This is a genomic window from Pseudomonas sp. 1 R 17 (genome assembly GCF_900067035.1).
Taxonomy (GTDB): Bacteria; Pseudomonadota; Gammaproteobacteria; order Pseudomonadales; family Pseudomonadaceae; genus Aquipseudomonas; species Aquipseudomonas marginalis.
Genome location: NZ_FKLB01000050.1, coordinates 76,239 through 101,372 on the forward strand (window position 1 = coordinate 76,239; position 25,134 = coordinate 101,372).

At 60.1% G+C, this 25,134-nt stretch carries 21 protein-coding genes and 3 pseudogenes; 11 read left to right on the plus strand and 13 right to left on the minus strand.

Annotation, left to right across the window (positions count from 1 at the left end; genetic code table 11):
- Positions 1 to 80: 80 nt before the first annotated feature.
- Positions 81 to 569, plus strand: a complete 489-nt coding sequence (locus tag BFP99_RS17570) for a GNAT family N-acetyltransferase (RefSeq protein WP_065926071.1) — start codon at positions 81 to 83, stop codon at positions 567 to 569.
- 252 nt (positions 570 to 821) lie between these two features.
- On the opposite strand, the pseudogene BFP99_RS34115 reads toward BFP99_RS17570, so the two are convergent.
- The 3 pseudogenes from BFP99_RS34115 to BFP99_RS32240 form a co-directional block, all read right to left on the minus strand.
- Positions 822 to 1,343, minus strand: a pseudogene (locus BFP99_RS34115) (methyl-accepting chemotaxis protein); the annotation flags it as partial.
- Between the two features lie 609 nt (positions 1,344 to 1,952).
- A pseudogene (locus BFP99_RS34120) lies at positions 1,953 to 2,462 on the minus strand (MCP four helix bundle domain-containing protein); the annotation flags it as partial.
- Between the two features lie 271 nt (positions 2,463 to 2,733).
- A pseudogene (locus tag BFP99_RS32240) lies at positions 2,734 to 2,868 on the minus strand (methyl-accepting chemotaxis protein); the annotation flags it as partial.
- Positions 2,869 to 3,007: 139 nt separating this feature from the next.
- On the opposite strand from BFP99_RS32240, the gene BFP99_RS17580 reads away from it, so the two are divergent.
- From BFP99_RS17580 to BFP99_RS17625, 10 genes are all read left to right on the plus strand, one after another.
- A complete protein-coding gene (locus tag BFP99_RS17580) occupies positions 3,008 to 4,000 on the plus strand; it encodes a SphA family protein (RefSeq protein ID WP_065926069.1) in 993 nt (330 codons plus the stop codon).
- Positions 4,001 to 4,055: 55 nt separating this feature from the next.
- The gene (locus BFP99_RS17585) at positions 4,056 to 5,237 is read left to right on the plus strand and encodes an MFS transporter (protein WP_065947808.1); all 1,182 of its coding nucleotides are present in this window, start codon (positions 4,056 to 4,058) and stop codon (positions 5,235 to 5,237) included.
- 48 nt (positions 5,238 to 5,285) lie between these two features.
- A complete protein-coding gene (locus BFP99_RS17590) occupies positions 5,286 to 6,734 on the plus strand; it encodes a carotenoid oxygenase family protein (protein ID WP_065947809.1) in 1,449 nt (482 codons plus the stop codon).
- Positions 6,735 to 7,080: 346 nt separating this feature from the next.
- Positions 7,081 to 7,932: a fumarylacetoacetate hydrolase family protein gene (locus BFP99_RS17595; protein WP_065926066.1), complete on the plus strand. Its 852-nt coding sequence runs from the start codon at positions 7,081 to 7,083 to the stop codon at positions 7,930 to 7,932.
- Positions 7,933 to 7,934: 2 nt separating this feature from the next.
- Complete coding sequence (locus BFP99_RS17600) at positions 7,935 to 8,756, plus strand: IclR family transcriptional regulator (protein ID WP_065926065.1); 822 nt, start codon at positions 7,935 to 7,937, stop codon at positions 8,754 to 8,756.
- 21 nt (positions 8,757 to 8,777) lie between these two features.
- On the plus strand, positions 8,778 to 10,424 hold the full coding sequence (locus tag BFP99_RS17605) for a bifunctional 3-(3-hydroxy-phenyl)propionate/3-hydroxycinnamic acid hydroxylase (protein WP_065926064.1): 1,647 nt from the start codon (positions 8,778 to 8,780) through the stop codon (positions 10,422 to 10,424).
- A gap of 23 nt (positions 10,425 to 10,447) precedes the next feature.
- Positions 10,448 to 11,296 carry a VOC family protein gene (locus BFP99_RS17610; protein ID WP_065926063.1) on the plus strand — a complete coding sequence of 283 codons (849 nt, stop codon included), beginning with the start codon at positions 10,448 to 10,450 and terminating at the stop codon, positions 11,294 to 11,296.
- A 74-nt stretch (positions 11,297 to 11,370) separates the two neighbouring features.
- Positions 11,371 to 12,849, plus strand: a complete 1,479-nt coding sequence (locus BFP99_RS17615) for an aldehyde dehydrogenase family protein (RefSeq protein WP_065947810.1) — start codon at positions 11,371 to 11,373, stop codon at positions 12,847 to 12,849.
- Positions 12,850 to 12,938: 89 nt separating this feature from the next.
- Entirely contained in the window at positions 12,939 to 13,937 is a 999-nt protein-coding gene (locus BFP99_RS17620) for a helix-turn-helix domain-containing protein (protein ID WP_065926061.1), read from the plus strand.
- A gap of 303 nt (positions 13,938 to 14,240) precedes the next feature.
- On the plus strand, positions 14,241 to 14,975 hold the full coding sequence (locus BFP99_RS17625) for an EthD domain-containing protein (protein ID WP_042727883.1): 735 nt from the start codon (positions 14,241 to 14,243) through the stop codon (positions 14,973 to 14,975).
- A 44-nt stretch (positions 14,976 to 15,019) separates the two neighbouring features.
- Here BFP99_RS17625 and BFP99_RS17630 read toward each other — a convergent pair whose 3' ends face one another.
- From BFP99_RS17630 to BFP99_RS17675, 10 genes are all read right to left on the minus strand, one after another.
- A complete protein-coding gene (locus BFP99_RS17630; protein ID WP_083221216.1) occupies positions 15,020 to 16,153 on the minus strand; it encodes an FAD-dependent oxidoreductase in 1,134 nt (377 codons plus the stop codon).
- 315 nt (positions 16,154 to 16,468) lie between these two features.
- Positions 16,469 to 17,938: an NAD-dependent succinate-semialdehyde dehydrogenase gene (locus tag BFP99_RS17635; protein ID WP_065926059.1), complete on the minus strand. Its 1,470-nt coding sequence runs from the start codon at positions 17,936 to 17,938 to the stop codon at positions 16,469 to 16,471.
- Between the two features lie 16 nt (positions 17,939 to 17,954).
- Positions 17,955 to 18,971 (minus strand): dihydrodipicolinate synthase family protein, encoded by a 1,017-nt coding sequence (locus tag BFP99_RS17640; RefSeq protein ID WP_065947811.1) that lies wholly within the window; start codon positions 18,969 to 18,971, stop codon positions 17,955 to 17,957.
- A gap of 29 nt (positions 18,972 to 19,000) precedes the next feature.
- On the minus strand, positions 19,001 to 20,011 hold the full coding sequence (locus BFP99_RS17645) for an ornithine cyclodeaminase family protein (RefSeq protein WP_065947812.1): 1,011 nt from the start codon (positions 20,009 to 20,011) through the stop codon (positions 19,001 to 19,003).
- A 99-nt stretch (positions 20,012 to 20,110) separates the two neighbouring features.
- Positions 20,111 to 21,061, minus strand: coding sequence for a LysR family transcriptional regulator (locus tag BFP99_RS17650; RefSeq protein ID WP_235865574.1), 951 nt, complete (start codon positions 21,059 to 21,061; stop codon positions 20,111 to 20,113).
- Positions 21,058 to 21,789: a FadR/GntR family transcriptional regulator gene (locus tag BFP99_RS17655; RefSeq protein ID WP_065947813.1), complete on the minus strand. Its 732-nt coding sequence runs from the start codon at positions 21,787 to 21,789 to the stop codon at positions 21,058 to 21,060. The genes BFP99_RS17650 and BFP99_RS17655 overlap by 4 nt, the downstream gene beginning before the upstream one ends.
- Positions 21,786 to 22,571 carry a cyclase family protein gene (locus tag BFP99_RS17660; RefSeq protein ID WP_065939502.1) on the minus strand — a complete coding sequence of 262 codons (786 nt, stop codon included), beginning with the start codon at positions 22,569 to 22,571 and terminating at the stop codon, positions 21,786 to 21,788. Before BFP99_RS17660 ends, BFP99_RS17655 begins: the two co-directional genes overlap by 4 nt.
- Positions 22,558 to 23,565: an NAD-dependent epimerase/dehydratase family protein gene (locus tag BFP99_RS17665; protein WP_065947814.1), complete on the minus strand. Its 1,008-nt coding sequence runs from the start codon at positions 23,563 to 23,565 to the stop codon at positions 22,558 to 22,560. The genes BFP99_RS17660 and BFP99_RS17665 overlap by 14 nt, the downstream gene beginning before the upstream one ends.
- On the minus strand, positions 23,556 to 24,548 hold the full coding sequence (locus BFP99_RS17670) for a fumarylacetoacetate hydrolase family protein (protein WP_065947815.1): 993 nt from the start codon (positions 24,546 to 24,548) through the stop codon (positions 23,556 to 23,558). The genes BFP99_RS17665 and BFP99_RS17670 overlap by 10 nt, the downstream gene beginning before the upstream one ends.
- A complete protein-coding gene (locus BFP99_RS17675) occupies positions 24,545 to 25,117 on the minus strand; it encodes a cupin domain-containing protein (RefSeq protein WP_065947816.1) in 573 nt (190 codons plus the stop codon). The genes BFP99_RS17670 and BFP99_RS17675 overlap by 4 nt, the downstream gene beginning before the upstream one ends.
- Positions 25,118 to 25,134 lie beyond the last annotated feature (17 nt).

The window sequence follows — 25,134 nt, forward strand, 5'->3', positions numbered from 1 at the left end:
TGCCCCCGGTAATCAGGCAAGGTGCTTGAGCAAATCTAGTTGAGCTAAAATGCCGGAAACACAGACCTCAAGGACGCGCGATGATATTGCAACACAGGCCAGTGAAGGCTGACGACATCAAAACTATCTGTAGCTTTCCCCTGAACGCTCGGGAACTGTTTTATATGTTCCCGAAAGCTCAATACCCTCTGACTGAAGCTCAACTGTCTAACGCTATTACTCAACGATTCGACTCCACGGTTGTCGAGACCCGGAACAGCGTTGTCGGCTTTGCTAACTTCTATCGGGCTGAAACGGGTGGGGTTTGCTGTATCGGCAATGTCATCGTTGCCCAAGAGGCACGAGGTAAAGGTGTGGCGACCTTCATCGTGGAGACGATGACAGCTCAGGCGTTCGACCGCTACGACGCCACAGAGGTGCAGATCTCGTGCTTCAATGAAAATACAGCAGGCTTGCTGCTTTATCCAAAACTAGGCTTCTTGCCCTTTGCTGTCGAAGAGCGAATCTCCCTGGATAGTCGTAGATCAGCACTCATCCATATGACCCGCAGCAGAGCGGCCCGAGCATAATACTCACCTTGAAAGCCCGCTTAATGCAGCTGCTTTCAGGTATTCAGTCAGTTGCTTTGGTTCTGCTGTATCAGTGCTGAATGGGCAGCGCTGTGCAACAAGGATCAAGGGGTAGGTACTGCATTACCTCAGGTGGAAACAAGCGTTACGGGGTTTGATAGGATATTTATTACTTCTTGTCGAAGCATCCTGCTGAGTAGCCCAGCGGTCGCGCATAAACGTCAGTCCGGCTGTGAAAAACTGTCGAATCCACTAAGCCGCAGAGAAGAACGCCACTTTAGCGGTAAGACGATCCGCTAAATCTGATAGCTCGATGCTGGCTGCTGCCACTTGGCGCGCGCCATTGGCCGACTCAACCGTCGAGCCATGAATGCGGTTGATGTTTTCAGCGACCTCATCGGTCACGCTACTCTGCTGCACGGAGGCACTCGCGATCTGGGCGTTCATATGACTGATAGCGGCAACCTGCTCACTGATCCTTGCCAACGCCTCCTGCGCACTGCGTGTTTGTGTGACCGTTTGGCTCGCCAACTCACAACTATCGCGCATGGTTTGAGATGCTGTTTCGGTACCCGATTGCAACGTACTGATCATCTCTCGAATTTCTTCGGTCGACTGCTGTGTCCGGTTGGCCAAAGAACGTACTTCGTCCGCTACCACCGCAAATCCACGCCCGTGCTCGCCAGCTCTAGCAGCCTCGATAGCTGCGTTCAAAGCAAGCAAATTGGTTTGCGAGGCGATGGAGTTGATTACGTCGATCACTGACGCAATATTTTCACTATGTTTGGACACCTGGTTCACGGTAGCAGTCGTTTGCTCGAGGGTTAATGCCAGCTGTTCGATAGCAACCGTGGTGCTTGCAACCAATTTGTTCCCACTTCCCACGTCAGTATCAGCCAACCGGGAGGCATCAGCTGCCTGCGCGGCATACCCGGATACTTCATTAACCGTCGCCGCCATTTGCATGATGGCTGCGGCTACCTGCTCGGCTTCGCGGGTTTGCAAGCTGGTCTGCTCATTATTAGCCGATGATGCGGCAGACAACTGGGTGGCCGAGTAATTGACTTCTTGGGCCGCCTTACGTACTTGACGAATGGTCTCTGCGAGATGGCCCAGCGTGTCTTTCAGGACGCCCATGACACTGCCGGGATACTCTGTGGAAATCGTTTGATTCAGATCACCAGCTGCCAGTCGCTCGATGGCCAATGCAACGTCTGTGGGCTCAGCACCCAGCGTGGATGTAACAAAGCGAATAAGTACAGCCGACAACGTGATGCTCAGCAGCAGGGCAATACCTGTCGCGATAAGCATCAGCGTACTGAACTGGCTGGCGGTTGCCTGCACTGCGCCCAACTTCGCCTTGATTGATGCTTCCTCGTAGTCGATCAATGCATTGACGCGCTTGAGCCACTCACTGTAATCCAAAGACGTTTGACGCATCAGCAGCGCCTGAGCCCCTGGTATGTCACCCGCCTGGCGCAGGGAGATTACCGCTCTGGTGGAGTTAAGGGTTTGTTGTTCGATGTCCTTGATAGCGCTCAGTAATCGAACCTCCTCGTCAGTTACGCTTGCGCCCTTGAACAACTGATCCATTGGAGCTGCCGAGTCAGAGTAGGCCTTTTCCAAGGCTGAGACTTCCGATAAGTGTTTTGCCAAATCCAAATCAGTCGTTACCAGCACGGCATCCCGAATAGCGATGGCACGGTTATGGACACTGCCTCGGAAATTGATTGCGTAGCGCTGCACCTTTGCGGCATTTTCGCTTACGTCGCCCAAGGTGGAGTCAATGAACGCAACGCGGTGAATGCCGATGGTGGTTATCAATATGAGCAGCGCCAGGATGGCCGCGAAACTAAGCCCTATGCGTGTGGCCAACGAAAGCGTTTTCTTCATGGAAATCTCGGAAACATGACCTGTACAGGCCTGTGTTGATTTGGAAGACGCGAACGGTGCTACCGGCCCATCACGCTTAATACCTCTACGATACGTAGACGCAGAATGGTCATCCAGTTAGTAATACGCACGGCCATGATAGCTCATAGCTATCATGGCCGTGCGCATGCTTCACAGTGGGCCTCGCGAGTTAGACAGCAGGTACCAAGGCAGAGAGCGTATGGGTAAACGTCACGCTTGAGGAGCTTCACCGGAACCGTACTTAGCGAGCAATCATCCCGGCAGCTTGTTCGGTTGCTTCAGTCGTGCGAGTTGCGAGCTTGCGAACTTCGTCTGCAACGACCGCAAAGCCACGGCCCGCTTCGCCCGCGCGCGCCGCCTCAATCGCCGCGTTGAGCGCCAAGAGTGTTGGGGATCATCGCCCCATCATGGCACGCTCAGTCAACTCTGGCCGTTGCGCTCAAGCATCACCCACCACCGGGACTTAAAGTCGAAGTGCCAGGGGACATTCCCCCGCTCACAATTCCAAGAATAGAGCCACTTCGATGAGTCTGACTAAATCTTTGCCAGCGTGCCTGGCACTCAGCTTCGCGTCATTTGCCGCCCATGCAGCCGACGGCCCTCCTCCACCGTCCGTAAGCCAACCCAGCGGTATCAACCTGGGCGGCACCAGCTTCTACGACGGGTTTGCGGGGCCACCCGGGCTGACTCACCAGACCTACCTGAAGTTCAGCACCGCCAGTAGCATCAGGACCAACGGCGGCAAGAAAAACGGCGCCTTCGATGACCCGAAGATCAACGTCATCACGATGATCAATCAGCTGAGCTACTACTCACCCGACACCTTCGCGGGAGGGGCACACCTGGGTTGGAGCCTGCTGGTCCCCGTTGTTTCCCTGGACGGCGATTTCGGTGACAACGGTGCCAAGCTCAAGGACAACGCTACCGGCATGGGCGATGTCACGGTCGGGCCACAGGTCCAGTTCGATCCGATCGTCGACGCCAGCGGCCGGCCGGTTTTCGTCCAGCGCATGGCCTTCGACATCATTCTACCAACGGGCAAGTACGACAAAGACAAAGACCTGAACCCAGGCTCCAACCACTTCTCCCTGAACCCCTACTGGGCAGCGACCTGGATGCCGGCACCCCGTTGGGAAGTAAGCTGGAGGCTGAACTATCTGTACAACTTCAAGAACGACGATCCGGCGAGCAGTTCGCAGCAGTTCTTTGAAGGGCAAGCGGTGCGCGACACCCAGTCAGGACAGTCGGCATGGGCCAACTTCACCGCCTCGTACGAAGTGTTCCCGAAGGTCTCGGTCGGCATCAACGGCTACTACTTCCGGCAGATTTCGGATGACAAGGTCAACGGCAGCACCCTAACCGACTCCCGGGAAAAGGTGCTGGGCTTTGGCCCGGGCCTGTTCTGGAAAATCACCGAAGACAAAGCCTTCTGGCTCAACACCTATAAAGAAACCGGCGTCGAGAATCGCTCCCGAGCGGATTACCAGGTGCAGGTTCGCTACGTTCACAAGTTCTGATTGACGTGTAGGCCGGCTCACGCATGAGCGGGCTCTTTACCTGAGGTGATGCTTCATGAACGCACTCGACTCCATCGACAGCAAAAAATCACTGGGCGCCATCTGCCTGATGATGGTCATTTCCCTGGGGACGCTGCAGATCCAGCCGATCCTGGGCGGTGCCTTGATCGACCAGCTCGGCCTGCCGCTCAATGCAATCGGCGCGATCTTCGCTGCGGAACTCATGGCGATGGCCATCGCCTGCGGGGGCTGCGCCCTGTTCATGGCGAGCGTCGACCGGCGCCGCTTCGCCCTGGTGGCCTTGTTGATCCTGGCATTGGGTAACCTGGTCAGCACACAACTGCACAGCCAGGCCGGACTGGTCATTTCCAGGATGATCTGCGGCGCCAGCGGCGGCGCGGTCATGGCGGTGGTCTATGCCACCGCAGCGCTGCGCACGTCCAAGGATGCGACCTTCGCGGTCATCAACATCGGCAACCTGCTGTGGGGCATGCTGCTGGTGACCTCCATGCCGCTGGTCCTTCAAACATTTGGCGTGAATGGGGCGTTTTCCCTGTTGGCGATCACCAGCGTGCTCGCGGCGCTGGGTTGCCGGAGAGTGCCCAAGCGCTACCCGGACGCCCATCGCGCGGCCAATGGCTCGATCCAGCCATTCGGTCTCACCGCCATGCTGTTGATCCTGCTGTTTGCCCTGCTGTTCTTCGGTCACTCGGCCCTGTGGGTGTACCAGGAACGCATCGGCAAGAGCATCGGCCTGGAGCCCCAGCAGATTGGCGGCATCCTCGGCGGCAGCATTCTTGCCGGTGCCCTTGGCGCCGGCCTGGCCGGTCTGATCGGACGGCGCCTGGGCCTGCTGTTTCCGCAACTGTTGAGCTTCGGCACGGCATTGCTGGCGACCTTGATCATGGTCTATGGCACCAGCCCCGTTGCCTTTATCACCACGGCCTGCTTGATCCATATGGTCTGGTTTTTCAGCCTGCCCTACCTGCTTTCCATGGCGGCGGAACTGGACCCTTCCGGTCGATTGGCGGGCCTGGGTAACGCCGCCATTTTCGTCGGCCAGGGGCTGGGGCCATTCGGGGCTGCGCTGGTCGTCGGCGAGGGACACTTCCGGGCGGTGGGGTGGCTGGCCGCTTCCGCCTATTTGCTAGCCTTGATTATCTCGTGCCTGGTCGTTGCCCGCTTTCGGCGCGGCGTAAAACCTTCCGGGCCGGCCATGTCTGCACAATCGGCCTGACGCTGCACCTTGCAAATGAATGAAACCGCACACTGATGAGATTGCCAGATGACCATTCAATACCCTCAGACACCTGAGTTTAGCGGCGCACTCTACACACCCAGCCGGGTGGAAGCCGACGTGTTTGACCTGGAGATCGAAGGCATTCTTCCCGCTTCGATCCACGGGACTTTTTATCAAGTCGCGCCAGACCCGCAGTATCCCCCCATGCTGGGCACCGATATCTTTTTTAACGGTGACGGCATGGTTAGCCGCTTTCATTTTGCCAACGGTAAGGCCTCGCTGCGACGCCGCTACGTGAAAACCGATCGCCTGCTGGCCCAGCGCCGGGAAGGTCGCTCACTCAATGGTGTTTATCGCAACGCTTTCACCAATGACCCCCTCGCGGCGAAAAACAACACCACCGCCAACACCACCGTCATCCCTCACAACGGCGTCCTGTTGGCGCTCAAGGAAGATGCCCTGCCTTGGGCGATGGATCTCGAAACCCTGGAGACCCTCGGCGAATGGACCTTTGATGGGCAGATCAAAGCCGCGACGTTCACCGCCCACCCCAAGCTCGATCCGGTGACAGGCAACCTGCTGGCCTGCAGTTATGAGGCCAAAGGCGACGGCACGCCTGACCTGGCCTACTTTGAACTCTCGCCGGACGGAAAACTGCTGCACGAGATCTGGTTCCAGGCGCCTTATGCGGCGATGGTGCATGATTTCGCGGTGACCGAACGGTACGTGGTGTTCCCGTTGATTCCGTTGACGGTGGACGTCGAGCGCATGAAAAACGGCGGCCCGCATTTCCAGTGGCAACCCGATCTGCCTCAGCTGTTCGCGGTCGTACCGCGTAACGGGTGTGCGCAAGATGTACGTTGGTTCAAGGGGCCCAAGGACGGCTTCCAGGGGCACACACTGAATGCGTTCGATGAGGACGGCAAGGTGTATGTCGACATGCCCGTCACCGGCGGCAACATCTTCTACTTCTTCCCCCAGGCCGACGGCTACGTACCACCGCCTGAAACCCTGGCCGCCAGCCTGATGCGCTGGACCTTCGACCTGAATGGCGCGCAGGAGAACGTTCAACCGCAGCCACTGACGGAATATCCCTGCGAGTTTCCACGGTGTGATGATCGCTACATCGGTCGAAAGTACCAGCATGGTTTTCTGCTCGCCTTTGATCCTGAGCGTCCTTACAACCCGGCGAATGGGCCGATACCCTTCCAGTTTTTCAACCTGCTGGCGCACCTGGACCTGCAGACAGGCCGCACCGACGCCTGGTTTCCCGGCGACAGCGGATGCTTTCAGGAACCCATCTTCATACCGCGCTCGGCGGATGCAGAGGAAGCCGATGGCTACGTGGTTGCCATGCTCAACCTCATTGCCGAAGGGCGCAGCGAACTGGTCGTGCTGGACACCCGTGACATGGCCAGCGGCCCCATTGCCCGCATCAGGATTCCCTTCCGGATGCGCATGTCGCTGCATGGCTGCTGGGCACCAAGCGATTGATTGGCATCAGGCCCTGATATCCGTCAATTAAGCACAATCCCTGTGGGAGCGAGCTTTCTCGCGATGGCGGCGGTTCAATTACATGAGTATTGAACTGGCTGACCTCATCGCGAGTAAGCTCGCTCCCACAGGTTTAGAGCCTTTTGCGCACCTCTCGCGGCCCCTGCCATCTACGGTGGCTGCCTGCCTCCCCGCCCTTTGCTCCCCAAGTCCGCCAAAGGGACAGTCGCGCAAAAAAACACATAAATTCCATATTTTAGGATTTTTGTATAAATCCCACTTTACAGGATTTTATAGCACGATTAGATTAACCCTCATTGCACCCTCCCTCTTCCTAGGAGCCTCCATGAAACTCACAAGCTTTATTGTCCAGGGCCGTAGCAGCTACGGCGTGGTCGAAGGTGATCAAATCATCGACCTGGAATCGCTCAAGCCAACCCTTGGCAGCGACCTAAAACAGGCTATCGGCCAGAACCGTCTGAACGAACTGAGCGCTGCGCGCCTGGCAAGCCTGCCGCGTATCCCCCTTGCTGAAGTGACGTTCCTGCCGGTGATCCCGAACCCGGGCAAAGTGCTGTGCATCGGCATCAACTACGCCACTCACGTGCGCGAAACCGGTCGGGAAATGCCGACCTATCCGATGATCTTTACCCGCTTCGCCGACAGCCAGACTGCCCACCTGCAACCCATCGTTCGCCCGACCGCGTCCCACAAGCTTGATTTCGAGGGCGAGTTGGCGGTGGTGATCGGTAAAGCGGCCCGCCACGTCAAACACGCCGACGCGCTGGACTACGTCGCCGGTTATGCCTGCTACAACGACGGAAGTGTCCGCGACTGGCAGAAGCACACCATTCAGTTCGTCCCCGGCAAGAACTTCCCGAACACCGGCGGTTTCGGCCCCTGGTTGGTGACCGGCGACGAGATCGGCGACCCGCAGGATTTGGAATTGACCACCCGCCTCAATGGCCAAGTGATGCAGCACACCCGTACCAGCGACATGATTTTCGATGTGCGCCAGCTGATCGAGTATTGCTCCACCTTCACCGAACTCGCCCCGGGTGACGTAATTGTCACCGGCACCACCGGCGGCGTCGGTGCGTTCCGCGAACCACCGGTGTGGATGAAGCCGGGCGATCAGGTGGAGGTCGAGATCGCTGGCATCGGCACCCTGCGCAACAGCATCGTGGACGAGCAATGAACATGGAAAACCTACACACCCCTGAACACCTGCCCGAGCAGGATGGCGACAGCAAAGGCTCGAGCCTGGAGCGCATGTTGCGGGTACTCGACCTGTTCACCGAACAGAGCCCGATCTGGGCGGTGGACGACATGGGCGGCGCCTTGGGTTTTACCCGTTCGACGATCTACCGCTACGTGCGCGAATTGGCCGAGGCCAATCTATTGTTCCAGGTCGAAGCCGGGCGTTATGCCCTGGGCGCACGGATCATTACCTGGGACCGCCAGTTGCGCCTGAGCGACCCCCTCTTGCGCGCCGCACAAGCGCTTGAGCCCAACTTCCCACAGTGGAGCGAACAACAGGTCTGGCTGATCTGCCGGCTGTTCAAGGACCAGGTCGTGTGCATTCACCAGCACGGGGACTTGTTCAGCGAGGTCAGCTACTCCCGTGGTTCGCCCAGGCCGTTGTTCCTGGGTGCGACGTCCAAGGCGATCCTCGCCAACATGACCTCGCGTCAACACAGCCAGCTGTTTCTCGACCACCCCGAAGAGGCGCGCGCCAGTCAACTGGGCCAGACCTGGGAACAGTTCCGTCGTTCGTTGCAGCAACTGCGTCGCCAAGGCTATGTGGCCAGCGCAGGTGAAGTCGACGCGGGCGTCTATGGCCTGGCCGCGCCGATCTTCGATGGCGATGGCAAGGTCGTTGGCAGCATCAGTTGCGTGCGCCCGGTGCGAGAACGCGACAGTGCCCAGGAGGAGACACAAGGACAGCAGATCCTTGCCCTGGCCCAGGATCTGTCGCAACGCATGGCTGCGCTCGCCAACCGCGCCAAGCCATTGGGCTGAGCCATCCGGAAGGGAATAACAATGACAACCCTCAAACGCATCAACACCCAGGTACTGATCATCGGCGCCGGTCCTACCGGGCTGACCCTGGCCAACCTGCTCGGCCAAGCCGATGTGGACACCCTGATCATCGACCGCAAGCCGGGCACGGTTACCGAGCCACGGGCGGTTTCAATCGATGATGAGTCCTTGCGCACCATGCAGGCCATCGGGCTGGATGCTGCCGTGCTGCGTGATGTCGTGCCCGGCTACGGCGTGCATTACTTCACCCGGCCCGGCGGTCGCTGCTTCGGCAAGGTCGAGCCGACCGGCAAGCTGTATGGCTTCCCCAAGCGCAACGCGTTTCGCCAACCACTTTTTGAAAACACCCTCAGGCTAGGCCTTGAACGTTTTGCCAGCCTGACGGCTCGGTTCAGCCACGAGCTGGTGGAATTCACCCAGGACCCACACAGCGTGTGCGCGCTGGTGCGTGACGCCGAAGGGCAACTGATGGAAGTCCACGCGGCTTACCTGGTGGCATGCGACGGCGGGCGTAGTCCGGTGCGCAAGCAACTCGGGATCGAGATGGTCGGTTCGAGCTTCTCCTCACGCTGGCTGGTGGTCGATACCGACCAGGACGACGACCCCTTCTGGCAAACCCGAGTGTATTGCGACGCCAGGCGTCCGGTGGTGGAGGTGCCCGGCCCTCACCGTACGCGCCGATTCGAGTTCCTGCTCAAGCCCGATGAAACGGACGAACAGGTGCTCGACGAAACCTGCCTGCAAGCATTGCTGCGCCCGTTCAAGGGAGACACGCCGGTTTCCATCGTGCGCAAGACGGTCTACACCTTCCATGCCCGGGTCGCCGAGCAGTGGCAGGTGCAACGGGTATTTCTCGCCGGCGACGCTGCGCACCTGACCCCGCCCTATGCCGGGCAAGGCATGAACAGCGGCGTTCGCGATGCCCACAACCTGGGCTGGAAGCTGGTCGGCGTGCTGAAGGGAAAAATGGCGGAAAGCGCACTGCTGTCATACGAAAGCGAGCGTCGTGATCATGCGTGGGCATTGATCAAGTTGGCCTTGAACCTCGGCGTGGTCATGGCACCGGCCACCGTCCTGCGCGCTCGCTTGATCAGTGGCGCATTCGCCTTGATCGGCCTGTTGCCGCCGTTGCGCGATTATTTCCTGCAAATGCGCTTCAAGCCCAAACCCCGCTTCACCCGGGGCCTGGTGCTGACCGAGGGGCAAGCAGGCACCTTGTCCTGCGGACAGATGTTCCCCCAACCGAAGCTCACCGATGCCCACGGCCAGGAACGCCTGCTCGATGACACCATCGGCGCCGGCTTCGCCTTGATTCAATACGGCGACCCGACCCGCCAGCGTATCGATGAACTCAAGCATGATCTCTGGAGCCACCTTGAAGCCAGACGCATCCTGATCCTGCCCGCGTCCGTCCATGCCATACCGTCGATCCCGGGCTGCACGGTGCTTCAAGACCGTGAAGGCCAGCTCAAAACCCTGCTGGGCGATTCCCACCCGTTTCTGCTGCTGCGCCCGGATCGCTACATCGCGGCGATTTTCGACAAGGCGACCGAGACCCAGGCCGCAGAATCGCTGCAGTCACTGTTCGGCATCGCCATGCCCCACAACAGCGAAATCGAACCGAGCAGCGCGCCCGTCTTTCACTAAAACCTTCAAGCACAGAGGTGGTTATGCAAACACTCCAGACTTCCACACCTGCACGCCTGTGCTACCTGCACCTGGCGAGCAAGGACGCGCAACGGCAAATCGATTTCTATCGGCGGATGCTGGACATGGGCAGCCAGGCGCAAGCCGATGGCAGCTGGATGCTCAGCGGCCCGCAACGCGCCATGCTCGTTTCCCCCGCCGACCACAGCGGCCTGCTCGCGGCAGCGTTCGACTTGGGAAGCCAACCTCGACTGCAAGAACTGCGGGTTCGCCTGCTCGGCAATGGCTGCGTGATCGAAGAGACCAACTCGCCGCTGCTTGAGCCGGGGGCGTTCCTGATCCGCGACCCCCAGGGCCGGCAAACGATATTTGGCGTCGCTCCCCCTGCCCTCCACGCCCCTCACCCAGGCATGCCGGGTCGCTTGCAGCACGTGGTGTTCCAGACCACGGAGCTGGAAGCCATGATTGATTTCTACGTCAACACGGTGGGCTTTACCGTTTCGGACAATGTCGTGGACGAGCAGACCGGCCAACTCACGACGTGCTTCCTGCGCTCGGACGACGAACACCACACCTTGGCGTTTTTCCGCGGCTCGAAAAACGAGTGGGACCACCACTGTTACGAAACCAACGAGTGGAATGACATCCGTGACTGGGGGGATCGTTTCGCCAAGGAGCGCATCACCATTTTCTTCGGCCCCGGCCGACATGGGCCTGGCAACAACCTGTTCTTCATGGTGGTCGATGCCGATCGCAACCGCCTGGAGTTCTCGGCGGAGCTCGAAGTCACCGATGCCAGCCGCCAGCCCGGTGTCTGGGCACAGGAGGAATACACCCTCAATTCCTGGGGCCGCGCCTGGATCAGGAGCTGAGCAGTTTTCCCCATCGGCGTTTGCCCCCTTAATTTCTAAACGAGGCGACCACCTGCCTCCAAAGGTAAAAGACCATGACGACTCAACCGCTCGGGCCCTACGCCATCAACGGCAACCAATACATCAACGGTACCTGGCGTGCAGGGCGCTCCGCACGCCGCCTGGACGACCGCAATCCCTTCAATGGCGAACAATTGCTGGAGATGCCCCTGGCCTCGATTGCCGATCTCGACGACGCCTATCAGGCGGCGCAGCAGGCGCAGGCCGCGTGGGCACAACTGCACCCCACCCAGCGCAGCGCTCAACTTGAAAAGCTCGCCCAAGTCATCCAGAACCGCCGTGAAGAGATCATCGACTGGCTGATCGACGAGTCCGGCAGCACCCGGATCAAGGCGAGCATGGAATGGCAATTCACGCTGAACCTGGTGCGTGAATGCACGACGATGCCGATGCAGGTTGAAGGTCGAATCCTGACCAGCTACAAGCCCGGCGAACAGAGTTTTGTCTTCCGTGAGCCCTTGGGTGTGGTGGGCGTGATCAGCCCATGGAATTTCCCGCTGTACCTGAGCATGCGCTCGGTGGTGCCGGCACTCGCCCTGGGCAACACGATCGTGCTCAAGCCCGCCAGCGACACAGCGGTGACCGGCGGCCTGCTGATTGCCCACCTGTTCGAAGAAGCCGGCTTCCCCGAGGGCTCGCTCAACGTCGTGGTCGGCGCCGGCTCGGAAATCGGCGATGCCTTTGTCGAGCACCCGGTGCCGAGCCTGATTTCCTTCACCGGTTCGACGGATGTGGGACGCAATGTCGGCCGTATTGCCACCGGTGGCAAACACATCAAGCGCGTGGCCCTGGAACTGGGCGGCAACGCGCCGCTGGTGGTGCTGGATGACGCCGACATTGAAGGTGCGGCGCACGCTGCGGTGGTCGGGCGTTTCCTGCACCAGGGCCAGATCTGCATGAGCGTCAACCGGGTGATCGTCGACCGCTCGCTGTATGCCGATTTCGCAGCGCTGGTGGTGGAGCGCGTGCGCAACCTCAAGACGGGCGATCCGACCAAGGCCGACACGGTGATCGGGCCAGTGGTCAATCAGAGCCAGCTCGATGGCCTGCTGCGTAAGCTCGACGGTGCCCGGAGTGCTGGCCTCAAGCAGCTTTGCGGCGGCCCGGCATCCGGGCTGGTGCTGCCCGCCCATGTGTTCGGTGAAGTGGGAGTCGATCAGGAACTGGCCCGCGATGAAACGTTCGGCCCCCTGCTGCCGCTGCTGGTCGCAGAAAACGAAACCCATGCATTGGCGTTAGCGAACGCCAGCGAGTATGGCCTCTCCAGCGCCGTGTTCACCCGGGACATGGCCCGCGGCTTGAATTTCGCCCGGAGCATTGTGGCGGGCATGACCCATATCAACGACATCACCGTCGATGACCAACCCAATGCCCCGTTCGGTGGTGAAAAGAATTCCGGCCTCGGTCGCTTCAACGGTCACTATGCCCTGGATGAGTTTACCCGTGCCCATTGGGTGACCTGGCAGCCCGGAGGCCATCACTACCCGTTCTGAGTCTTTGGCACCCTTGATCACACCCGGATCGGGCAAATCGACCCCTTTGCCCGATCCGTCAGAAAAACAATAATAAATAGAGGCGAAAAATGAACCATTTAGCCTGCGTGTCCACCGATCAGGTTGTTCGCTCCGACCGCTTGATGAAATGGAAAGAGTTCATGAGCGATCACCTGGGGCGTACGCCGGACTATATAAAACGGCTGGAATCGACGTTCATCGACCCGTTGCATGACAGCAACTTCCAGGGTCGGCTGGAGTACGGGGACCTGGGCCAGTTGCGTTTCTGTCGAATGACCGCCAGCGCCCATCGATATTCGCGCCACCTGAGCAAAGCGATTGATGCCCTCGATACGCCGCGTATGTTGATCATGCAGGTGGCTGGTGTCAGTCACTTCGAGCAGGGCCAGCAAAGTAGCGTGCTGGCCCCTGACGAAATGCTCTTGGTCGACTGCGGCAAACCTTTCAACGTGACCAGCATGCAAGGTTGCGAACACTTCATCCTGCTGTTCCAGGGGGCATCCGGGCAGCTCGCGCAAACCGCCGACATGCATCTTAACGGTCGCAATGGACTGGGGCGGATGCTCATGCACCTGATCAGCGATGCCTACAACCAATACCCCTTGCTGAACAACCATTCGGCCGGGCTGATCGGCGACAGCATCACCGGGCTACTGGATAACGCGCTGAAGAACAAGCAGGAAGAAAAGCAACTCGAACACGACTTCCGCTTCTTCAAGCAGAACCGCCTCAAAGCGTACATCGAGCGCCACCTGGCCGACCGCGACCTGACCATCGAACGCATCGCCAACGCCGAACAGTGCTCGGTACGCAGCCTGCACCGCGCCTTCCAGGATGAGCTGGGGTGCAGTGTCAGCGAGTACATCTGGCAGCGGCGCCTGTCACGTTGCGCCGAAGACCTGCGCAATCGGGAACATGCTCATCGCTCGCTCACCGAGATCGCCTACGCTTGGGGCTATGGCAGCAGCTCCCACTTCAGCCGGCATTTCAAATCGACGTTCGGCATGTCGCCCAGACTGTTCCGCGACACTGCGAGCGGCAGTCGGGAGAAATCAACAGCGGCTTGAGCCAGTTTCCAATTCATCTGGGTTCACGATATCCCCTGTGGGGGCTGAGCTTGCTCGCGGTTAATTTTCTTTGCCATAGATTCACCGCCAAATCGGCTCATACAAAACGCTCAAAATCCAAAGCTGACTCAAGGCTGGTCAAGCATGTTATTGCGCGATACCTACCAGCACGAATACCGATTGGTTTGCGGGTTAAACCTGGCCTTATATTTTGGTGTTGAAAAACAATCAGATGAATTACAACAGCATGAAGTGCATTTAAGGTTCAGGCGCCCTTCACCCTGCCAATAGCGAGAACGCCTCATGATCAAAATCCTAGCCGCTGTACGCAGAAAACCCGGAATGACGCATGCCGAGTTTATAAACTATGTAGAGCACACCCACGGAGAAATCGCTAAAGCCAAACCGTTAGGCGTCAAACGGTACGTGCAGAACCATGTCATCGACGCGGCTTTCGGGGTTGACGCCGACAGTGCCTACGCACAGTCCTTCCACAAAGACTCCATTACGGAGCTGTTTTTTGAAGACGTGCCAGGTTTGATTCGCACCTTCAGCGATCCCTATACCCAGCAAACCGTGGGCCCTGATGCAAAGAACTTCGCTGACCTTTCCGAGCAGCTCGCTCAATTGATGGATGAAGCGGAGACGGCTAGCACCGCTACAGCGCCTCTCCCATGGAAAGTGATGATCCTGCTGAAGAAAAATCCATCCATGGCGCTCGATCGTTTTTTCGACGCTTGGGACGCAGCTCACGAGAGCATTACCCGCGAACAGCCCGACTTCCAGAACGCCCTACGCCGGTATGTTCGCTCCCGGTATCTGCCCGAGGGTGACAAGGTGACGGCCTATTTCGGGCCAAACATCGCCGTATACGAAGGCGCCTCTAGCCTGTGGTTTGAAAATGAAGCGGATTTTTCGACCTTTCGGCAGTATCAGCGAGCGCTGTTTCAAAAACTTGCCGAGGACGGCGTGGCGCTGACGTCGGCGTCTTTTTTCGCTTACGTCAAAGAGGTCGTTATTTTCGATCACTGCTCCTAACGACCAGAAGCGCGACCCTTCTCATCCAGCAGGGTCGCAATCAATCAGATAGGCTCAGCCAGCGTCGCAGTGGACTCACGCATGATCTGCGCATGCTCTTCCTTGTCCCCGCCACTTTTCTCTATCTCGCACAGACGCGCGGAGTTCTCGACCACGAGTTGGCAACGCTCCCAGCGCCGCGTTTCGAACCGGCTCAGGGCCGTCTGTAGATTGCTATTGCCGAGCAACTCTTCGGCAAGCACGATGGCGCTCTCAATACCGATGCCAGCCCCGGAAGCCAGGTGCGGTGTGGTGGCATGCACCGTGTCTCCGATCAGCACGATTCGGCCCTTGTGCCAGGGCAACGGCACCAACAGATTGGACAGCGGACGATAGTCGATATTGGCGTCCGCCTCGTACAGTTGCGGCACCAGCGTTTGCAGGATCGGAGCTGGGAACTCACTCAACAGGCGCGCCATTTCACCCGGCCAACTGGCCGGGTCGATCCACTCGGAAAACTCGCGGCTTTCCATGAGGAACATGTACATGTGCGTTTCGGAGATTGGATTGACGCCAACCTTGGTGCTACCCAGCCAATGAGTGGGGCGCACGATTTCCGGCGGACGCTTCAGCACCGCGCGCCAGACGCTCTGATGAATGGGTTTTGGCGAGGGTGCTTCCGGGAAAAACTCCTTTCGCGTGCGCGAATGCACGCCGTCAGCGGCGACGACCAGGTCATAGCGTTCAGTGGTCCCGTCGGTGAAAGACACATCAATGCCATCATCATGCTCGATGACGCTGTCGTAGGTGATGCCCAGGCGCACACGGGTCCCCACTTCCCGCGTCCTGTCGGCAAATATTCGAGCCAGTACCGGGCGCAGGATGCCGCCACCACAGGGAATCGGCTTATCGCTGACCGGCGGTCGAAGCGCCAATTGCACGATCAGGTCGCCCACCGGTGAAAACACATCGAAATTGGTCGACAGGTACCCTTCCCCGGCGACCCTTTCCAAAATCCCAACCGTATCAAGCGCTCGCAGCGTGGGCCCACTGAGCGTAATCCCCGCTCCCAAAGGACACCACAATGGATCGATTTCGACGAGGTCCACTTCGACGCCCTGGCGGGCGAGCTGGATAGCCGCGGTCATACCGGAGAACCCTCCCCCGATCACCAGGACCTTGTTGACTGCTGCAATCATCACGCTCTCCTAATTATTCTTATTCACTCGGGCAGACATTGCATGGCGCACCAACGAGCGCTGCGGCGTCATTGCGTCAATGCCGCAGCAACATGGAATGCCGACGAAAAATGCCGGATCAGCCACGAGACTATCGAATCGGCTATCAGGGCTGAAATCGCTTTGCACAATCCGAGGTATCGCTGGCGGCGATGGGTCTCGCAGGTAAGCCGGGGGCATTGCTCGGAGTGCCTGCCTTTGCGGCAGAACAAATACAAAAGCCGATGAACGACGGCTCACACGAACCGCCGTCCACCGGCCTTTAACGACGGTTGTTTACACGCTTTCCAAGCCATCCCAGCAGAGGTATTTAACCTCTAGGAACTCGTCTATTCCCAGGTGAGATCCCTCTCGCCCAAGACCGCTCTGCTTCACGCCACCGAAAGGTGCGACCTCATTTGAAATCAAGCCACAGTTGATGCCCACCATGCCCGACTCGATGCGCGCGGCGTTGCGCCAGATACGCGCCGCGTCACGGCTGAACAGATACGCGGCCAGGCCAAACTCGCTGTCGTTGGCCATGGCAATGGCTTGGTCATCCGTGTCGAAACGCACCAGCGGCATGACCGGGCCGAAGATCTCCTCACGAGCAACCCGCATCCCATGGGTCACATCAGCCAACAAGGTGGGCTCGAAAAAACACCCGCCCAGCGCATGGGGCTTGCCGCCAGACAGCAGTCGAGCGCCTTGGGCCAGCGCATCATCAACCAGCGCCTGGGATTTTCGTACCGCCGCGTCATCGATCAACGGCCCGACTTGTACACCCGGCTCCAGACCATTGCCCAGCTTCAGGCGTGCCATGCGCTCGACGATGCGTTCGGCCAGTGCGTCATAAACCGCGGACTGCACCAGCACCCGATTCGCGCCGATACAGGACTGTCCACCATTGCGAAACTTGGCCAACATCACCCCGTCAGCCGCAGCATCCAGATCAGCATCATCGAAGACAATGAACGGGGCGTTGCCGCCCAACTCCATGGAGCATTTCTTGACCGTCTGCGCCGCTTGCGCCAGCAGCAGCCGGCCCACTTCCGTGGACCCCGTGAAGGTGAGCTTGCGCACCAGCGGGTTGGCCGTAAGCTCACCGGCAATGTCGCGGGTGTCGTTGCCAGTGATCACACTGAAAACGCCGGCGGGCACGCCAGCGCGCTGCGCCAGTTCGGCGAGTGCCAGGGCGGTCAGGGGTGTCTGGCTGGCCGGTTTCACCACCATCGTGCAACCGGCCGCGAGAGCCGGAGCGGCCTTGCGCGTGATCATCGCAGCGGGGAAGTTCCAGGGCGTGATCGCGGCGCAGACCCCGATGGGTTCGCGCAGGACCACGATGCGCTGAGTGTCCTTTACGCCCGGAATCAGATCACCGCGCACCCGTGTGGCTTCCTCGCCAAACCAGCGCACAAAAGACGCCGCGTAATCGACTTCACCCCGCGCCTCCTCCAGTGGTTTGCCCTCCTCCAGGGTAATCAGCGTGGCAAGGTCCTCCCGATGTTCAACCATCAACTCATACCAGCGGCGCAACACCTCGCCACGGCGTTTGGCCGTCAGGCGACGCCATGGGCCAAAGGCCTCATTCGCCGCGTCGATGGCGTGCCGAACTTCAGTTTCACGACAACGCGGCAACTCGGCCAGCACCGTTTGGTCCACCGGATTACGCAGCGTGTAGTGACCGTGCGGCGTCTCGGTCAGCCACTCACCGGCGATATAGGCACCGTCACGCCACAGTGTGGGATCTTTAAGTAAATGCTTCACTGTGCAACCCTCCTGATCAGCACGGATGACGCCCGATCATGAAGGCGCTGTCAGGATCCGAAGTCACCGGCAACCCCGACGCAACCAACCCTTGACGCAGCGACTTCATGAAGCGATCCGGCACGCGCATCGCCGGGGCACGCAGTGGGCCGCCGTTGAAGCCGGCGAGCCAATCCTGGTATTTCCACATCGTGCGATTGAGCACACCAGTGCCGCCGGCATAGCTTTGCGCGGCGGCGCCGTTGGCGCTGCGTGCCGGATTGACCTTCCAGTACAGTTCCATCGCCTCTTCAAAGCGGCCCGTGCGTGCCAGTTCGAACGCTTTCGGGTAGTAGTCGCTCATCCAGGCGGTGTTGCTGGTGCCGGAAAACTGCAACTTCATCAGGCTCATCAAGGGGATTGCGTCGCCTTCGATCGGGCAACTGATCACCACCTGATCACGGAAGTGGTAATACATCTCGCAAATGCCCGCTGGCAGCGGAAACCCTTGCTCCGACTTGATGGCCGCGATGTTCGGACAATCGGCCAACAGGCGACGGACCAATTCCAGCGACATACCCGCCGGATGCACGCGCTCAAAGCCCCAGAGCGGAATCGGGAAGAGCATGACGGCGAGGTCCGTCGCGTCACAGAACGACTTGGTGTAGTCGTAGATTTCCTGCTCGCTGGTCGGCCAGAACTGTGGTGGATAGGAGAGTAGGACGATGTCCGCACCGGCATTCTCGGCGAGCTTCACCGCCTCGATATTCTCGGCAAGCGTGCCAAAGGCCGCATGGAAAAACAGGATCAGGTCTTTCCCTGACTCACGGGCCCAGGCAGTGAACTGGGCATTCTCCTGGATAGAAATCGCCAGCTCGCTGCACAGCAACGTAGCACTGTAGCCCAGGCCAACCGTATGTTCGATGTCGTGGCGTATGCCACGCTCATTGAGACGCTTCAAATCAGCACTGAAACTTGGAATGGTGACAGCCGAGCAGCCCACCAGGTTTTCCCGCGCCCAGGCACGGGCATCCGCTTTCTTGTATGTGGCCATGATGATGTTCCTTTGCACAGTGAAGGGAGTTATTTCGAGACAGGGACAATGCTGGCGGGCAACTCGATGCCGAGGCCTTGTTGCCGGGCGCGCTCGTACAGCGCTTGGGCGATGACGACGTCCTGCAGCGCCGAGCCAACAGACTTGTAGAGAACGATGTCGCTTGCGTGCTGGCGCGGTATGACACGGCCCGCGACGAGGTCCGACAGCGCGACCAATTTGTCGGCGACATAAACGCCGGCACTGATCGCCGCAATGGCGTCACCGGTATCGTGAAGCACCTCTTGCGGCATATCGGCGACGATGCAGACGGCTCGCTCCATCGTGACCGGGTCAACTTCCCGTTGCTCAGGCAAGGTGGAACCCAACGACACAACCGTGGCCCCCGGGCAAAGCCAGGCGCCTTGCAGGACCGGAGATTCGTCACGACTGCGGGCGGCACAAATCACCACGTCGCAATCCTGCACAGCTTCTTGCGCGCTGTTCACCGCTTGGATCTCCAGCCCTGGCCTGAAGCTCTCGGCAAAACGCTCGCGGCTAGCGGGCGTTGGACTGAATACCCGGACATGCGCCACATCGCGCACGGACTTGAGGCAGTCCAATGCGCCACGGGCCTCAAACCCCGAGCCAATCACCCCCACCCGCAGCGCGCGCTTGGGCGCCAGTAAATCGACTGCCAGCGCAGCGGTTGCCGCGGTGCGCAAACCCGTCACCCGGTTGCCGTCGATCAGGGCACTGAGCGCCATGGTTTTCTGATCGAACAACGCAATCAGGTAGCTGGCGCAGCGCGCCCGCATGGAGGCTGCGATCAACTTGCAGCCCATATGGCCGCCAGCCGGAGGTACGGCAGTCAAACTGCGCAGCCAGATGCCATCGCCCCGGGCCATGGAGCGAGGCGGCACCATGGCATCCGATGCAGGGCGTGCATACGCCTCGGCGAGCGCGGCGACGGCGGTGCTCCAGTCGGCGAGCGAGGCCACATCGGCGTCACTGAGAAAAAGCGTCGGGGCAATGACTTGGAGTTCTTGGGCGTGATGCATGGCGCAAACCTCGCAATCGGGGATCAGTCGTTGGTTGACTGACACCCTACGAGGCGCGCCCCCCACCGAATACTGCTGGGGATGCAAAGCAGCTATCGCTTAAATCGATGGCATGGACAGATTGCAAATCAGCCGTCGCACTTCACGGGAAGCACGGGTCAAGGGGCGCCGGGGCGATTCGACCAGCACGACAAAGCGCTCCAACACGGGCTCTATAATGCGCGATGAAATAAGTCGTTGATCCAGTGAGCCCGGCAACACCGAGGCAATCGCATAGCCTCCGCCTGCCGCGACGACTTCGTACTGGAGCTGGACCGAGTCGGCTTCCACGGCCACGCACAGTTCCACGCCTTGCTCCGCAGCCAAATGATCGAGCCTGGCCCTCAGCAGATGCGGCCGCCCAGGCACGACCAATGGCAACCCAGATAGATTTTCCAGCGCAATATCTCGATTTCCGAGCAGAGGATCGGCGACGGGTCCTACCAGGTGCAGCGGTAGCCTGGCCAACAGATGAGCTTGGCCGACGCTCGCCTCGCTCTCGCGCAGCACCAGCGCCATATCCAGACGACCATCGTGCAACTGCTCTTCGAGTTGAGCACTGGCGCCCTCGATCAGGTGCAATCTCACCCCGGGCATCTGCGCGCGCACCGCAGAAAAGAGCGTCCCCGCAAACCGGCGCACCGCGGAAGGCAACATGCCCACAACTACCTCCCCCACCGGCTTTCCACGCAGGTTGCGAATGTCATCGACAAGGCTTTCAGCGTTCGCCAGAAGATCCGATATACAGGGCAGCAACTGCTCGCCAAATTCGGTCAGAACCACCCCACGTCCGTTGCGATGGAACAGGCGTTCGCCACATTGCGATTCGAGCAGGGCAATATTGCGACTCACCATGGACTGCGGCATGTCCAGCAGTACGGCCGCTTTGCTGAGACTGCCAGCCGCCACGACCCGGACGAACAAAGTCCAGCGGGGATCGATGATGGTGAGCGCCGTGGCAGTAGGCTGCGTGGCCATGTCCGGCACCGGGTAGCTCTGGTTCTCCGTCATGTCATCAACTCTTGGCGGGCCTGGTGCAAGTATTCGCGACTGTCCTGGAGATGCAGGCGCATCGCGGCACGCGCACACTCAGTGTCCTGATGGAAGATCGCCTGGTAAATCTGCTCGTGCTCGCTTTGCATGCGCTGTTCGTAATGCAAAGGCTCATCGTGAAACAGACGCGCAGAATCCAGTCGGCTGCGGGGGATGATGACCTCGCCCAGGTTGAGCAGTGTGCTGGCGATGTAGGGGTTGCCGGTCGCCTGGGCAATGCCCAAATGGAATTGAAAATCCAACGCCGCCCGATCATTGACGCTGACATCCGGCTGCCCGAGCTGATCGAGAAGTGCCCGCAACCCCGTCAACTGATCCGTGTTGCGTCGCTGGGCCGCGAGCCCGGCGGCTTCGACCTCAAGACCGATCCGAAACTCCATGATCGCCAGCGAATCGGTGATGAGACCGATCGTCTCCGGGTCGATGAAGGACCCCAACGACAGGGCGCTACCGCATACAAAGGTCCCTATGCCGTGGCGTGTCTCGACCATTCCCCCGGCCTGTAGACGCGACATGGCCTCGCGCACCACGGTCCTGCTGACGCCATGCTCCAGCATCAGGGCCGACTCGGTGGGCAACTGTTCACCGCCACGCAGCCGTCCCTCGATAATGTGCTCCGACAGCAGCGCCTCAAGCCCCTGGGACAGGCTAGCGCGCTTTTTCCCACCGGCAGCCGGCACGCTCATTCCTCGAAAATCGCTACGGCGCGGACGAAACCGGCCGAAGCGTGCCTGATCTTGTAGGGGAAGCAGGACACCTGGAAACCATGGGCCGGCAGGCATTCCAGGTTGGCCAGCTTCTCCATCTGGCCGTAACCGATGTCGCGTCCGGCCTTGTGCCCTTCCCAGATGATCGAGGCGTCGCCTGTGGCGGCGAAGCGTTCGCGTGTGTACTTGAACGGCGCGTCCCAGCTCCAGGCATCGGTGCCCACCACGCGCACGCCGCGTTCCAACAAGTACAACGTGGCCTCACGGCCGATGCCAACCCCGGCGTCCAGGTACCCAGGCTGGCCAAACAGCGCGCCGGCACGGGTATTGACCAGGACAATGTCCAGCGGCCGTAGAATATGGCCAATACGCTCCAGCTCTGCTTGCACTTGGGCAGCGCTGACCACATGGCCATCCGGCAAATGACGAAAGTCCAGTTTGACGCCGGGTTGCAGGCACCAGTCCAGCGGCAACTCGTCGATGCCAAACGCCGGCTTGCCACCGTCCGTGGTCGAGGCGTAGTGCCAAGGGGCGTCCATGTGCGTACCGCTGTGCGTGGTGATCTGCAGGCGCTCGGCCGCCCAGGATTCGTCGCCAGGCAGTTGCGCCTTGGACAGGCCGGGAAACATCGCGGCCATCTCCGGCCAGCCTTGCTGATGGTCCATGTAGTCGATTTTCGGCAGCAATGGCGGCGGATCGGTGTAGGGGTTGTTGTCCAGGGTGACGGACAGGTCCACGAGGCGGCGTTTAGCTGTTTGCATGATCAGTCACTCCAAGCGCCACCCGTCCACGCATACGACGCGCCGGGGCAGCAGCGTTCAAACTGTTTCGTATCAAGGCGCCGGCAGAGCCGTCATGGCGAAAGCCAAGGGCGCGGGCCAGAGGGGTTTTCATTGCAGGGAAGTTGCCGAACAACGCTTGCAGCCCGGCATCCGGCGCGAAGCTGATCAGCGCGCGGCGTTCCTGGCCGTAGGCAGCGGCCAGGGCATCCATGACCTGGGCAATGGACAGGTGCAACAGCGGCAATTGCCAGACACGTGACTCACCAAGCTCAACAGCGGGCAGTTCGGCGGCCCGCAGCAGGTTATCCACGCAACACCGCACGGACATCCACCACGCCTGCGCCTGCGGCGACACCGGGCAGCAATACGGTTCACCTTGAGCGAAGGCGTAAAGTAGATCGCTCATGAACGCCGAGCGCAGCCCATTGGGTTCACGTGGACGGGCGACGATGCCGGGCAGGCGCACGGCACGACCGTCCACCTCGCCCCGTCGGGCAAGGTCATTGATCGCCATTTCCACCATTGCCTTGTGCGCACCGTAACTCAACTGCGGGTGCGGCACGGCACGCTCATCCATGCGAGCCGGCAGGTCGCCGCCGTACACCGCCACGCTGCTGGCATACACCAGCACCGGCGTACCAGGCTGCTCGCGCAACTGGTCAAGCAACTCCAGGCTTGCCAGCAGGTTGACCTGATAGCCCAGTGAATAGTGCTGCTCGGCCGCGCCACCCGGGATGCTGACCAAGTGAAAGACCACATCGATGCCATCGGCCAAGGCCCGGCGCAATAACGCGGCGTCGGTGACACTGCCGCAATGCCGGCGCAGGCGCTTATCCTCAGCAAACCCCACCAATTCCTTGTCCAGTAATATCAACGCGCTGATCGACCGGCCTCGCAACTCATTGGTTTGGAGCAATCGTTTCACCAACGCCCGGCCGACAAAACCATTGGCCCCGGTAATCATTACGCGCATGGGAGGCCTCCGCGCACGATGCACTGGTCTATCGCCCCGAACACCGACTGCCCTTGCAGATCGAAGACCTCCATGCGCACGCGGTCGCCAAAGCGCATGAAGGACGTCTGTGGCGCGCCGTGCTCAATCATCTCAACGGCACGACGCTCGGCGATGCAGGCCGCGCCGACCGTGGGATCGGCATTGGAAACGGTGCCGGAACCGATCACGCAGCCGGCCCTGAGTCGCCGGGTCAGCGCCGCATGGGCGATCAATTGATGAAAGCCGAAATGCATGGCGCCACCGTGGGCATGACCGAACCACTGGCCATTCCATTCGACCCTCAGCGGCAAGTGCACACGCCCGTCGCGCCAGGCCTCGCCCAACTCGTCGGGGGTGATCGCCACCGGGGCAAAACTTGACGAGGATTTGGCCTGGATAAAACCGAAGCCGGTCTTCATTTCCCGAGGGGCGAGCGCACGCAAGCTGACATCGTTGACTTGCACGATGAGCCGGATATGGTCGGCGGCCTCTTGCGCCGAGCAGCCCATGGGGACCTCATCGACCAATACCGCGAATTCACCTTCGAAATCGATACCGTGGCTTTCACTGGGCAGCACGATGTCGTCGTGGGCCCCCAGAAAGTCATCGCCACAGCCCTGATACATCAGCGGCGTGTGTTCAACACCTTCGATCGGATCCAGCGCGAACGCTTTCTGCATGCGCTCGCCATGACTGAGGAACGACGAAGCGTCCAGCCACTGCCAGGCACGTGGCAAGGGCGCGGCGGCTCGCTGCGGATCAAAGGCGAAGGCCCCGGTCAGCGTGCCTTCGTTCAAGGCGTCATACCGCATGCGCAAAGCCGTTTCGACGCTCGGCCAATGCTCGATAGCCTCCCGCAGCGTCGCGGCGATATCGCTGGCCTCCACCGCCCAGGCCAGGTCGCGCGACACGACCAAGAGGCGACCGTCGCGGCTGTGATCTTTCAGGGTGCTGAGCTTCATGCCGGTTCTCCTTGCAGCTCGGGGGCGAAGCGGCCATCGAGCAGCACGAACAACATGCGCGCCATCTGCTCGGTGCGATTGCTCCAAGCGTGGTTGGTGCCGCGCTGCACGACGATGTCACCGCGCTTGAGATGCACTTCCTCGCCATCGAGCACCAGCCACACCTCCCCCTCCGTGACCACGCCGTAATCGAGCGTTTCGGTGCGGTGCATCAGCTTGTGTTTGGAATCAGCCTGCCCCGTGCCGGCGTGGGCCTGGCCAATTTCGGCGAAGGCCGCCGCGGCATCCTCGGCGCTGACCTGGTTCTGCACGCTGTCGGGCGGAATATCCACCACACGGATGACGCTGCCCAACGGCGCCGGACTCAACTGAAGCGGCTTGCGAGTGGGGTCATCGCCGTTGTCGAGTACGGCGGGGCTGGCGCCACTGTTCCAGATCTCATGGAAGACCGTACCGGGTACCGCCTTGAGCGCAAAGCTGTTGGGCGTCGGTCCGCTGAGCGCGATCACCGCCTGGCCTTGGACATCATGCCCGGTGACCACGCGTTTGAAACCAGGAAGTTGTTGCATGTTCGACTCCTTAATCA